This is a genomic window from Parafrankia sp. BMG5.11 (assembly GCF_004337455.1).
In genome coordinates this window covers 499,683-511,355 of sequence record NZ_SJXI01000027.1, presented here as the reverse complement: position 1 = coordinate 511,355, position 11,673 = coordinate 499,683, and the positions used below count along the sequence as shown (strand labels likewise).

Genomic DNA, 11,673 nt, shown 5'->3' with positions numbered 1-11,673 from the left:
GCGCTGCAGTGGTCGATAAATCGGAAAAGTTCAGCTGGCTGGTGCGCCTCGGTTATGCGGCGCGCGGCGTCGTGTACCTGCTGCTCGGCTACCTCGCGCTGTCTACTGCCGGCAAGGCGCAAGACGGGCAGAGCGCGGTCTTCGATCTGATCCAGGACGTGCCGCTGGGCACCCCGATGCTGTATCTCGTGGCGATTGGATTGCTCGCCTATGCGGCGTTCAAGCTGATCGACGCGGCGACCGATGTCGAGCGCCACGGCGACGATACGAAGGGCAAGGCGAAGCGGGTCGGCTCGGCGGCCAGCGGCATCGCTCACCTGGTGCTCGCATACACCGCCTTCCAGTTCGCCAGTGGCGACAAGCAGCAGTCGGCGCAGGGCGGCGGCGGCAGCCAGGACACGGCGAGCAGCCTGCTGACCTGGGACATGGGGCCGTTCCTCCTCGGCCTGGTTGGGCTGGGCTTTCTGATCGGCGCGGCGATGCAGGCAAAGTCAGCCTACACCGCCGGCTTCATGAAGCACATCGGCGGCGGCGCGCCGCACTACGTGAAACCGATCGGCCAGGCCGGCCATGCGGCCCGCGCGGTGGTGTTCGCGCTGATCGGCTGGTCATTAATGAAAGCTGCCTGGTTCTCGCAGTCGAGCGAGGTCAAGGGGCTCGGCGAAGCGATCACCGCGCTGAGCGACAACGGGATCGTCTATCCGCTGGTGGCGCTCGGCCTGCTGCTGTTTGGCGTATTCAGCCTGATTACCGCGCGGTACCGGATCATTCCGGACATTCATCAGGGCGACTTGAAGCCCAAGCTTTAATCGAACGCAGCGAGGATCGGGCACGGCCCTGCCCGATCCATCGCGCAGTCCTTGGCCAGCTTGGCCAGCGAGCGGCGCGCCTCTTCCAACCGGGCGATCTCGGCATCCAGCGCGGCAATCCGTTCCTGCGCCATCGCGCGTGCGCGCGGACGGTCGTCGGTGTCATCGAGGGCGATCAGTTCGGCGATCTCGACGAGCGTGAAACCCGCAGCCTGTGCCCGGCGAATGTACCGTAGCCGTTTGACGTCATCTTTGCCGTAATGCCTCCCTGCCGCTGCGCTTGCGGAAGGAGCATCCAGCAGGCCCTTGCGCTGATAGAAGCGCACGGTCTCCACACCGACGCCGCCCGCCCGGGCGAGATCTGAAATCCGCAGCGCAGACATCGCTTGACTCCGTACTATGGTACGGAAGCTATAGGGGGGCGCATGACACCCGACAACCCTGCCCGGATCGCGCATCTGACCCGCATGGTCATGCCCGATCACACCTGCCCTTTCGGCACGAAATCGAAGTGGTTGCTGGAAAAAAACGGCTATCACGTGGAGGACCGGTGGCTCACCACCCGCGAGGAGGTTGACGCCTTCAAGCGCGAGCAGTCGGTGGAGACGACGCCCCAGACCGTCATCAATGGCAAGCGCATCGGCGGCTACAGTGACCTGCGCGCATTCTTCGGAAAGCCGCTCCCGGCGGTGGGAGCGACCAGCTACACCCCGGTCCTGGTGGTGTTCGCGGTGTGCGCGCTGCTGGCGATGGCGGTCAGCTTCCACTCCTTCGGCAGCGCGTTGACGGTGCAGGCCGGCGAGTGGTTCGTTGCGTTCGCGATGGTTATCCTGGCCATGCTCAAGCTGCAGGACATCGAGAAGTTCTCGAGCATGTTCCTGGGCTACGACCTCCTCGCGCAGAGATGGGTGCCGTACGCGTATGCTTATCCATTTCTGGAGGCCGGTGCAGGCGTCCTGATGGCTGCCCACGCGTTGGACTGGCTATCGATCCCGGTGGCGCTGTTCATCGGCACGATCGGTGCCGTCAGCGTGTTCTACGCTGTCTATGTGCAGAAACGCGAACTCAAGTGCGCTTGCGTCGGCGGGTCCAGCAATGTGCCGCTGGGCTTCGTCTCCCTTACCGAGAACCTGGCCATGATCGGCATGGCCGGGTGGATGCTGTTCAGACTTTAATGGAAAAGACCTTGTGATGACCTATCGACTTTTCGCAGGCGCGGCCCTCCTCGCCATCGCGGCGCCGGTGGCGGCGCAGCAACACGATCACGCGGATGCCGCTGGCACGTCTCACGCCGGTCAGCCTGCCCCCGCCCCCGCGGCCAATCCACCCGCCGATCACTCGAAGATGAATCACGGCGCCCCTGTTCAGGATGCGGATCCCGCCACCCCGCCCGGTCATCCGGTCGATCATTCGGCGATGGACCATTCCAGCATGGATCACTCGGCCATGGATCACTCCGGCATGGCGCACGGACCGGCGGAGATGAACCACGACATGGGCGGCGAGGGTTCCGGCACGGCCCGCCTGCCGCGTAACGAGACGATGAACCACGGCGCCATGGTGCCGCTGGGCGGCGATGCGAGCCTGATGCTCCACGGCTATCTTTGGCCGGTCTACACCAACCAGTCCGGGCCGCGGGGCGATGCCAAGTTCTATGTCCAGTCGATGGCCATGGCGACCGTCACCGGCTCCTTCGCCGGGGGCCGCTACATGGCGCGCACGATGCTGAGCGCGGAGCCGGCGATGCGGCATGATGGCTACCCCAACCTCTTCGCCACCGGCGAGGTCGCCTATGGCGAGCCACTGGTCGACCGCCAGCATCCGCACGATCTGGTGATGGAACTTGCCGGACGCATCGATCTGGACGTGGGCGAGGACACCAGCGCGTTCCTGTATGGCGGTCCCGTCGGCGAACCTGCGCTGGGTCCCAGCGCCTTCATGCACCGGGCCAGCGCTCGCTATAATCCCGAAGCACCGATCACGCATCACTGGTTCGATTCGACGCATATCGTCTATGGCGTCGTCACTGCGGGCTTTGCCGCGCCCGCATGGCAGGTCGAAGCCAGCGCGTTCCGGGGGCGTGAGCCTGACGAGTTTCGCTGGAACATCGAAACGCCCAAGCTCGATTCGTGGAGCGTGCGGGCGAGTTTCTCCCCTTCGCCCGCATGGTTGATCCAGGCAAGCTATGGTCAGATCGAGGAACCCGAGGCGCAACATCCGGGTGAAAACGAACACCGCACCACTGCATCCGCGCATTTCAACAATGGCAGCGGTCTATCGGCCATGGCCGCGTTTAGCGCCAAGGACCGGGTGCCCGGAAACACGCTGACCGCGTGGCTGGGCGAAGTGAACTGGGACATCGACCGCCACCACACGCTGTTCGGGCGTGTCGAGAACGTCGCGAACGACGAGCTTTTCCCCGACCACTCCGATCCGCTGCACGACCAGGCATTCCGAGTGACCAAGTTCCAGGCGGGTTACGCCTATCGCCTGCCGCTTGGGCCGGTGAACCTGGCGCTGGGCGGCACGGTCTCCGCTTTCGCCAAGCCCGACGTGCTCGATTCCGCTTACGGATCGAATCCGATGGGCTACACGGTGTTCGCCAGGTTCAGCTTCGGAGACTAGCGCAGCATGGATTATTTTGAGGACATCGAGCTGGGTCGTCGCGCCAGCTTCGGCTGCTACGAGGTTACGCGCGAAGAGGTGATGGAGTTCGCCTCCAAGTATGACCCCCAGCCCTTCCATCTCGATGACGACGCTGCGGCCAAGACCCACTTCGGGCGCCTGTCGGCCAGCGGCTGGCACACTTGCGCGATGATGATGTCGATGCTGGTGGAGAACATGAAGACGCACCGGCAGGCCGGGCTTGGCTCACCCGGAATGGACAGCCTGCGCTGGGTGAAGCCGGTCTATCCGGGCGACACCTTGCGGGTGGAAAGCGAAGTGATCTCCAAGCGGCGCAGCGCCTCGCGCCCGGAGATGGGACTGTTCAAATCAAACGTGCGCGTCCTCAATCAGAATGACGAGCCGGTGCTGGAGATGGTGTCCAACGGGCTGATCCAGGTGCGCGATCCGTCCGCGCCGATCGAGGGTTAACCTAGCTGCCGCACTGGGCGGTGCCATCGGCCTGATACACCACCTGGTCGCGGTCGTTGCGCAGCACCAGCCGCGCGGGGAAGTTGACCGTCTCGTATCCCGATTGGGTGCCCTCCTCGCTCGCGAGGTCGAGCACGAACGAGTACGCGCCGCCGGTGTACTTCCCCTTCGCGCCCAGCGGCAGGTCTCCGCTGCCGGCATCGGGCGCGAAGCGGACCACGCCGCCATCGATCTTCATGAACCCGCGCTCCGGCTGAAGCAGCGCGACGGCGGCGATTCCCTTGCCGGGCGCGAAGCTGCAACCGGCGCCGAACATGTCGTATTTTTCAATGTCCGGCATGCCGATCGTTTCCGGCTCGATCGGCACCGGGGGCGGCACCTGCGCCGCGTTCACCGCCGCAACATCGGCTTCGTCCTGTCGCGCCTGCTCTATAGGCGACAGTTCTTCCTTGCCGCAGGACGCTGCCAACAGCGCCGCGCAGATTACCAGGCCAGCGCGCATCAATGCCTCCCCAACAGCTTTCGACATCCAGAACGAACCGTCTGGTCCGGCGTTTCCGGCCTCAGGTCAACGTCTGGTTTTTCGGCCATGCAGAAGGAGGGGGCGGATCCATCCATGCGGCGGACCAAAAGTTCACGACTGTAGGAAACCACGCTACTTCCGTAGCCGTATCTGATCGTCCCGCTTTCAAAAAAGGCCCGACCCTCCGGAATGACCGATCCAGAAGTGGAATCCCTGCAAGACCTGCTCGATCAAATCGCTGCCTGCCGCGTCTGCGGCGACGCGCTTCCGCTGGGTCCGAGGCCGGTTCTTCAGCTTTCGTCCACGGCGCGCATTCTCGTGGCCAGCCAGGCGCCCGGGACCCGGGTGCACGAAAGCGGGGTACCGTTTGCCGACGCATCGGGGGACCGGCTGCGCGCGTGGATGGGTGTAACGAAGGACGAGTTCTATGACGCCGGCCGGATTGCGATTGTGCCGCTGGGTCTCTGCTATCCGGGCCGCGGCGCGGGCGGCGACGCTCCGCCGAGGCCCGAATGCGCGCCCTTGTGGAGAAACCGGATCATGGCGCAGTTGCGCGGGCTAAGGCTAACCCTGCTCGTCGGCGGACACGCTCAGGTCGATCGGCTCGGCCGGGCCCCGATGACCGAGCGCGTGCGCGCCTTTCGCGCCTATCTGCCGGACGTCGTGCCGTTGCCCCACCCATCGTGGCGCTCGCAGATGTGGATGGCGCGCAACCCGTGGTTCGAGGCTGATGTCCTGCCGGTTTTGCGAGCAGCGGTTCGCGATGCACTGGCATGACGCGGACCGGCCTTGATACGGTCGCAACGTTCGGACAATAAACCTGCACCCGCCAGGAATTCAGCCGAGAGCCAGTCCCCTGCCAATAGGGACGCCTGTAGTTTCGGTCGGCTTTGCCTCGTCCCGGAGAATTCGATGCGTACTGCTCTTTTGTTGATCGCCGCCACGTGGAGCCTGCCAGCGCTGGCCCAACCCGCTCCGGGTCCAACCGCGCCCTCGGGCCGCCCGCCAGTGAACGAAGGGTGGTCCGTCACGGTGGGCGCGGCGCCCGTGGTCAGCCCCGCATGGCAGGGATCGAAGGACTACGTCCTCTCGATCTACCCGGATCTGCGGATCAACTATGGCGAATTCTTCTTCGCCTCGATCCCGGATGGTGTCGGCGTCAATGCCGTCAACGCCAACGGGTGGCGCGCGGGTCCGATCGCCAAGGTGCGCTTCGGCCGGGACGAGGATGGCAGCGGCTCACCATTCGCGATCACCGGCGGCAGCGATGCGCTGATCGGCCTGGGCGATGTCGGTGCGACGGCCGAGGTTGGCGCGTTCATCGAAAAGCGCTTCGGGAACCGCGGGCAATGGCGCGGGCGGGTGGAAGCACGGCGAGGGTTCGGCGGGCACGAAGGTGCGATCGGCGATCTGTCGCTGTCCTACCAGGCTCGCGCAGGGCGCACGATCATCAACGTGGGCCCTCGGGCGACGGTGGCGACCAGGGATTTCACCCAGACCTTTTTCGGTATCGATGCGGCGCAGTCCCTTGCCTCCGGCCTTGCGCCCTACAGGCCAAAGGGTGGCCTGGTATCGTACGGGGTCGGCGGGTCGTTGATCCATCCGCTCGACCGGCACAGCGCGATCACCGCCTTCTCCAGCCTGGAACGTTTGGGAGGGGTCGCGAAGGATTCGCCGCTTGTCGTGGAGCGGGGTCGGCCCACGCAGTTCACCGCCGGGATCGGTTACGGCTACCGGTTCTAACTATGGGAGGCCCCCGTCCAGGTACCTGACGGCGCGCGCTTGAACCCGGCTATCGCACCGATCACAACCAGAATCGCAGACAATGCCGCGGCCCACGCGACTGCGTCAGCCTTCTGGCCGCCTGCTGCGTAGATCGCCGACAGGGCCCACAGGAACACGAGCGCGTATGGCGGATTGCCGCGCCCGCGCGCCAACGCGAGCGCGGCGACGACACCGCCGACGATGACGACCGCCGCACTGACCAGCGGGGCAGCATCGCCGGCCTCCACTCCGTGGAAGCGAAGCGACGCCGCGATGTTGACGATCGTCGCTGCCGTCAGCCACGCCGCCAGTGCGCTGAGCGGGAGCACGACCAGCCATCGCTGGCCGGTGGTGAAGCCTTCTTCCCGGTTCGCAAAGATCCGGTAGCAACGAAGCAGGCACACCAGCGTGAAAATGATGATCAGGGCCGAGATCGCCGACAGCCCGAACGACTGGGTGTAAAGCGCCCAGACCGCGTTGCCCATGAAAGCGCCGGTTGCAGGCCAGCGTAACTTGTCGAGAAGGTGATCGCCTGCATGGCGTGGCAGGAACTGATAAGCCGCGAACACGAACGCGCCGGTATACAACGGCCCCCATATCGCAAACGCCCAGCCCGCCGGGGTGACGAGCGTTCGCACATCGTCCGATTGCGACCCGATAGGTTCGCCAAACCCTAGGCTGGGAAGAACAGGCACCAGAACCTGCAAAATCGCGGTAGCGACCACCAGCCAGCGCACTGATCGGAATCGCGAGTCTTCGATGTTGGTTGCTGGCATGATCTTCGAACGGGCAGACGGACGTTTCGTGCCGACGAGGCATAGTCTGCCAGCATCGATTACGCGTCCGCCGGTCTGCAGAGCCAGCCCCCCGCCCCTCCGGCAAAATACTTAGGGGAGGTGCGGTAGGGACATCATCCAAATTCATCAGCCAGCCCTCGGGGCGTACACCCGGCAGACGATCTGGCGATCGCGCAGATTGGCAATGAAGGGGATCTGACATGCGCTACACACGGGATTTCGCCGCCGATGTGCGGGTTGTAACAACCGAAGAACTGGCCGCACTGGCATCACCCGGCCCCGCGCTGCCGGAACATTCCGATTTTGAATTCCCGCGCTGGATCTGGGCGATCATGCTGGGCGGCTATGCGACCTTCCTGGGTGGCCTGTTCGCCGCGACCGCGGGTGAAGCACGTGCCGCACTGGCAGTCATCGTCAGCTCGCTCTACGTCGCGATGTTCTTTGGCACGGCGCGTATCCTGGCAAACGTGGATGGCCGCCGCATCGGCGCATTCACCCGCACCGGCGGCAAGCTCAACACGTGGACGGGCCCGATGGACATCGGCGCGGTCGCCGGACAAGTGCTGGTCCTTCCCGTGCTGCTCGGCTTTTTCGGGGTGTCGATCGCGGTGATCAGCGCCATTGTGTTCTGACGTCAGTGAGCGACTGATACGATCGTCGCCATGCGCACGAGTTCCGACAAGGTCTTGGCGTGCATCTTCATCATCAGGTTGGCGCGGTAGACTTCCACCGTCCGCGCACTGATGTCGAGATCGAAGGCGATTGCCTTGTTGGCCTTTCCGGCGACGAGGCCTTCCATCACCTCTCGCTCGCGGTTGCTCAGGCTGGCGATGCGGTCGAGCACGATCTGGCGTTCGGCCGCCGCGCCCTGATCGCCGGCCTGTCGCGCAAGCGCCGCCCGGATCGCGGACAGCATCATTTCGTCATCAAAAGGCTTTTCGATGAAATCAGCGACGCCCGCTTTCATCGCCTGAATGGCCAGCGGGACATCCGCATGACCGGTGATGACGATGACTGGCGCCGGCGAGCCGCGCCGCTTCAGTTCCTCTGCCAGTTCGATCCCGTTGGTCCCCGGCATGCGCACGTCAGTGACCACGCAGGCGCCCGAAAGCGGCGGCGCGGCCTTGAGAAAGGCATCGGCCGACGCGAAGGAGCGCACTCTGACGCCCGCGACGTCGAGCAGGAATTCTAGGCTGTGGCGCGCGCTCTCATCGTCGTCGATCACATAGACGATCCCGTCGCTCGTTTCGGCCCCGACGTCCTCACTCGCCATCGTACAGTTCCTCTTTGCCAATGGCTTCCAGGGTAAAGCCGAACTCCGCCCCGCCGCCTTCGTTTGGCTTGCCCCAGATTCGTCCGCCGTGCGCCTCCACGATCGTGCGGCATATCGACAGGCCCACGCCCATACCCGCGCGCTTGGTGGTTATGAAGGGCTGGAACAGGCGATCGGCGACTTCGGGATCGATGCCTGGCCCCGTGTCGGTGACGCGCACACTCGCCATGTCATCCGGGTGTGGCTCGATGGCGATTACGAGTTCGCGCCGCGCAAGGGTGCCTTCGGCCATCGCATCCACGGCGTTGCGGACCAGGTTCAGCACCACCTGCTGGATCTGGACCTTGTCGGCGAGCACCAGGTCGATGTCCGGATTGAATGCGTATTGGACGCGAATCCCGTGCTCCTTGGCCCCCACCAGCGCGAGCGCGCTCGTTTCCTCGACCAGCTTGGGCAAGCTTTCGATCTTTCGTTCGCTTTCCCCGCGTGCGACGAAATCGCGGAGCCGGCGAATGATCTCTCCTGCACGCAATGCCTCGCCGGCGGCGCGGTCGACCGCGTCCGCGACCCGCTCGTGCGGGACCTCGTCCCGGGACAGCAGGATGCGGCTCCCCTTCAGGTAATTGGCGATCGCCGACAGCGGCTGGTTCAACTCATGCGCCAGCGCGGAGGCCATCTCGCCCAACGCGGTCAGGCGCGAGACGTGCACGAGCTCGCTCTGCAGCTCCTGCAGGCGCGCTTCGGCTTGCTGCCGTTCCGTCAGATCGCGAACGAAACCCGTGAAATATCGCTGCCCGTCGGCCCACATCTCACCCACCGCGAGTTCGAGCGGGAATGTCGAGCCGTCGCGCCGTTCTCCGACGACAACCCGGCCCTTGCCAATGATGCGCTGCTCGCCGGTGCGATAGTAGCGTTCGAGGTAGCCGTCGTGCGCACTGCGGTACGGGTCAGGCATCAGCATGCTGACGTTTCGGCCCGCTACATCATCGGCGCTCCACCCAAAGGTCCGCTCTGCCGCCGGGCTGAAGTCGCGGATCAATCCCGCCGCGTCGATCACCACGATCGCGTCGGGCACGGTATCGAGGATGGACCGCCAGTGAGCTTCGCGGCGCGCCAGCCCGGCCGCGGCAGCCTCGGTCTCGATCCGCGCGCGCTGAAACCATTCACCGCCGACCGCGACGGCCAGCCCAATCGCAGAGAACGCAGCCGCCGCGATAACGCTGCCGGCCTCCAGTCTGAGCCCCGACCAGTCGCACCACAGTCCGATGCCGGCCCCGGCGATCGTGGCCAGAGCGCCCGCTCGCAATCCGGACAGCGCGCTCGCCAGCACCACCCCCGGGATCAGGAACAGGAAGGTGACCCGGCTCCCAAGCTCCGCATCGAAGGCCAGCCGGATCGCCGCACCGGCACCGATCACCACCAGCGCGATCGCCACCGCCAGCGGCACCGACAGGCGCGGAAGGAAGCGGCTCGCGAAGGCGGCACGGCTCGCCTCCGTTAAAGCCCTTAGGGGCGGTGCAGTAGGGACATCATCCAAATTTCGCGGCCTCCCCCAGGCGGTTAATCGGCTTCATCAACGGCGCACAAGCAATTCCGCGCCGGCAATGGAGAACTTCAATGACCGCACCGTTTATCGATCTTAGCGTCCACCACCAGCCCAAGGGCGTTTCGGACCGGATCGCCTACGGTTTCACCAAAGTCCTGCGCTGGACCGCCGACACTTTCTTTGCCGAACGCTATGGTCACCGCGCCGTGGTGCTCGAAACCGTCGCGGCGGTGCCCGGGATGGTCGGCGCGACGATCAACCACCTCAGCGCGTTGCGCCGCATGTGTGACGACAAGGGCTGGATCAAGACCTTGATGGACGAGGCCGAGAACGAGCGGATGCACCTCATGACGTTCGTCGAAATCTCCAAGCCCACCTTGTTCGAACGCGCGGTGATCATCAGTGTGCAGTGGGTGTTCTACCTGTTCTTCTTCGCGCTCTACCTGATCAGCAGCAAGACCGCACACCGGGTCGTCGGCTACTTCGAAGAAGAGGCCGTGATCAGCTACACGCACTATCTCGCTGAGATCGACGAGGGCCGGAGCGAGAACGTCCCCGCCCCCGCCATCGCGAAGCGGTACTGGGGTCTGCCCGAGGATGCGACGTTGCGCGACGTGGTGCTGGTGGTGCGGGCCGACGAAGCGCACCACCGCGACGTCAATCACGGCTTCGCTAACGAACTTGCCGGATTGCCGGTCGGTCCCGTCGCGGATTGCGTGCCTCACGTGGAGCTCGCACCCAACTGGAAGAAAGCGGCCTGAGCGCAGGCTGCGGGAGAGGAGGACAGGACGTGCACGCCCCCATCGCATTGCTGGTGAGCGACCATGCGGTCCTGTCCTCGCTCCAGTTCGCCCTGTCGGTCGAGGGTTTCGCACTGGCGGCGGCCGGGGGTGACCTGGCCGCCGCTGGTGCGGTGGTGATCGATCAGGGCTATCGCGGCGATGGCCTTGCAGCGCTCGTGGCGCTCCGAAGCCGCGGTAATGCCGTTCCGGCGATCCTGCTGGCGACCAACCCCACGCCGTCCTATCGCGCCCGCGCGGCGGACGCAGGCGCCGTCGTGATTGAAAAGCCACTCCTGGGCGACGAGCTAAGCAGCGCCATCTCGCACGTCATCGAGCCAAGGAAGGCCGCCTGAGAATGACCGAAATCCCGATTACCGAGGAAGATATCGCCCGGCTCGTGCCGCGATTCTACGCCCGGGTGCGCCGTGACGCCGTGCTCGGTCCCATCTTCGACAACGCGATCGACGATTGGCCTCACCATCTTGGCAAGCTGCAAGCGTTCTGGTCCTCGGTCATGCTGACCAGCGGGCGGTACAAGGGCCAGCCGATGGTCGCGCACCTGAAACACGCCGGCCACATGACTCGGGAGAATTTCGACCGATGGCTGACGCTATGGACCGAAGTCACCGAAGAGGAGCTTGGGCCGCAAGCTGCCGCCGCGTTCCAGGAAAAGGCCGGTCGGATCGCCGAAAGCCTGCAACTCGGCGTCGAATTTCACCGAGTGCGCGAGGTCGCTGCATGACCGCCCGGCTCCCCGACGGTGTCCGGTCATACAAGCGCACCCCAACCTTCACCGAAGGAACGGTGCCTGCCGGTTTGATCGGCGAGCATTCGACCAAGGAAGGCACCTGGGGCCTGATCAAAGTCGAGGAAGGCGAGTTGCGCTACGTCGTCACCGATCCGCGCCGGCAGGGCACCAGCGCCGTTCTGTCTCCGGCCACCGACCCGGGCGTGGTCGAGCCAACGATTGTCCATCGCGTCGAAGTGGTCGGGCCGGTCCGCTTCCATGTCGAATTCTTCCGCCCGGGCTAACGAGCTCACTCTGGCGTAGGATCTGGAAAGCCAGCGCAACCGGTGCTACCC

The 11,673-nt window shown here is 65.0% G+C and carries 16 protein-coding genes; 11 read left to right on the top strand and 5 right to left on the bottom strand.

Going from position 1 to position 11,673, the window contains the following annotated elements; translation table 11 throughout:
- Positions 1–8: 8 nt before the first annotated feature.
- Entirely contained in the window at positions 9–809 is an 801-nt protein-coding gene (locus E0504_RS20475) for a DUF1206 domain-containing protein (protein ID WP_131625566.1), read from the top strand.
- On the opposite strand, the gene E0504_RS20470 is transcribed toward E0504_RS20475, so the two are convergent.
- Positions 806–1,192 carry a MerR family transcriptional regulator gene (locus E0504_RS20470; RefSeq protein ID WP_131625565.1) on the bottom strand — a complete coding sequence of 129 codons (387 nt, stop codon included), beginning with the start codon at positions 1,190–1,192 and terminating at the stop codon, positions 806–808. The two genes, E0504_RS20475 and E0504_RS20470, sit on opposite strands and share 4 nt — an antisense overlap.
- 42 nt (positions 1,193–1,234) lie before the next feature.
- On the opposite strand from E0504_RS20470, the gene E0504_RS20465 reads away from it, so the two are divergent.
- Genes E0504_RS20465 through E0504_RS20455 form a run of 3 tightly spaced genes read left to right on the top strand, consistent with a single transcriptional unit; the run spans position 1,235 to position 3,905 of the window.
- Positions 1,235–1,984 carry a MauE/DoxX family redox-associated membrane protein gene (locus E0504_RS20465; protein WP_131625564.1) on the top strand — a complete coding sequence of 250 codons (750 nt, stop codon included), beginning with the start codon at positions 1,235–1,237 and terminating at the stop codon, positions 1,982–1,984.
- A gap of 16 nt (positions 1,985–2,000) precedes the next feature.
- The gene (locus E0504_RS20460) at positions 2,001–3,434 is read left to right on the top strand and encodes a hypothetical protein (RefSeq protein WP_207974541.1); all 1,434 of its coding nucleotides are present in this window, start codon (positions 2,001–2,003) and stop codon (positions 3,432–3,434) included.
- Positions 3,435–3,440: 6 nt separating this feature from the next.
- Positions 3,441–3,905 carry a MaoC family dehydratase gene (locus tag E0504_RS20455; protein ID WP_131625563.1) on the top strand — a complete coding sequence of 155 codons (465 nt, stop codon included), beginning with the start codon at positions 3,441–3,443 and terminating at the stop codon, positions 3,903–3,905.
- 1 nt (position 3,906) lies between these two features.
- On the opposite strand, the gene E0504_RS20450 is transcribed toward E0504_RS20455, so the two are convergent.
- On the bottom strand, positions 3,907–4,407 hold the full coding sequence (locus E0504_RS20450) for a hypothetical protein (RefSeq protein ID WP_131625562.1): 501 nt from the start codon (positions 4,405–4,407) through the stop codon (positions 3,907–3,909).
- A gap of 210 nt (positions 4,408–4,617) precedes the next feature.
- On the opposite strand from E0504_RS20450, the gene E0504_RS20445 reads away from it, so the two are divergent.
- A complete protein-coding gene (locus E0504_RS20445; protein WP_131625561.1) occupies positions 4,618–5,205 on the top strand; it encodes a uracil-DNA glycosylase family protein in 588 nt (195 codons plus the stop codon).
- Between the two features lie 255 nt (positions 5,206–5,460).
- Positions 5,461–6,171, top strand: coding sequence for a MipA/OmpV family protein (locus E0504_RS20440; protein ID WP_207974540.1), 711 nt, complete (start codon positions 5,461–5,463; stop codon positions 6,169–6,171).
- Here E0504_RS20440 and E0504_RS20435 read toward each other — a convergent pair.
- On the bottom strand, positions 6,168–6,929 hold the full coding sequence (locus E0504_RS20435; RefSeq protein WP_207974539.1) for a hypothetical protein: 762 nt from the start codon (positions 6,927–6,929) through the stop codon (positions 6,168–6,170). The two genes, E0504_RS20440 and E0504_RS20435, sit on opposite strands and share 4 nt — an antisense overlap.
- A 260-nt stretch (positions 6,930–7,189) precedes the next feature.
- Here E0504_RS20435 and E0504_RS20430 point away from each other — a divergent pair, with 260 nt between their 5' ends.
- Positions 7,190–7,621, top strand: a complete 432-nt coding sequence (locus E0504_RS20430) for a hypothetical protein (RefSeq protein ID WP_131625559.1) — start codon at positions 7,190–7,192, stop codon at positions 7,619–7,621.
- Positions 7,622–7,623: 2 nt separating this feature from the next.
- On the opposite strand, the gene fixJ is transcribed toward E0504_RS20430, so the two are convergent.
- A complete protein-coding gene (fixJ, locus tag E0504_RS20425; protein ID WP_131625558.1) occupies positions 7,624–8,262 on the bottom strand; it encodes a response regulator FixJ in 639 nt (212 codons plus the stop codon).
- Complete coding sequence (locus tag E0504_RS20420) at positions 8,252–9,697, bottom strand: PAS domain S-box protein (RefSeq protein WP_207974538.1); 1,446 nt, start codon at positions 9,695–9,697, stop codon at positions 8,252–8,254. The genes fixJ and E0504_RS20420 overlap by 11 nt, the downstream gene beginning before the upstream one ends.
- A gap of 182 nt (positions 9,698–9,879) precedes the next feature.
- Here E0504_RS20420 and E0504_RS20415 point away from each other — a divergent pair, with 182 nt between their 5' ends.
- Genes E0504_RS20415 through E0504_RS20400 form a run of 4 tightly spaced genes read left to right on the top strand, consistent with a single transcriptional unit; the run spans position 9,880 to position 11,622 of the window.
- Positions 9,880–10,569, top strand: a complete 690-nt coding sequence (locus tag E0504_RS20415; RefSeq protein ID WP_131625556.1) for an alternative oxidase — start codon at positions 9,880–9,882, stop codon at positions 10,567–10,569.
- A gap of 29 nt (positions 10,570–10,598) precedes the next feature.
- Positions 10,599–10,943 (top strand): response regulator, encoded by a 345-nt coding sequence (locus E0504_RS20410; RefSeq protein ID WP_131625555.1) that lies wholly within the window; start codon positions 10,599–10,601, stop codon positions 10,941–10,943.
- Between the two features lie 2 nt (positions 10,944–10,945).
- Positions 10,946–11,332, top strand: coding sequence for a group III truncated hemoglobin (locus tag E0504_RS20405; RefSeq protein WP_131625554.1), 387 nt, complete (start codon positions 10,946–10,948; stop codon positions 11,330–11,332).
- On the top strand, positions 11,329–11,622 hold the full coding sequence (locus E0504_RS20400; RefSeq protein ID WP_131625553.1) for a DUF1971 domain-containing protein: 294 nt from the start codon (positions 11,329–11,331) through the stop codon (positions 11,620–11,622). Before E0504_RS20405 ends, E0504_RS20400 begins: the two co-directional genes overlap by 4 nt.
- Positions 11,623–11,673 lie beyond the last annotated feature (51 nt).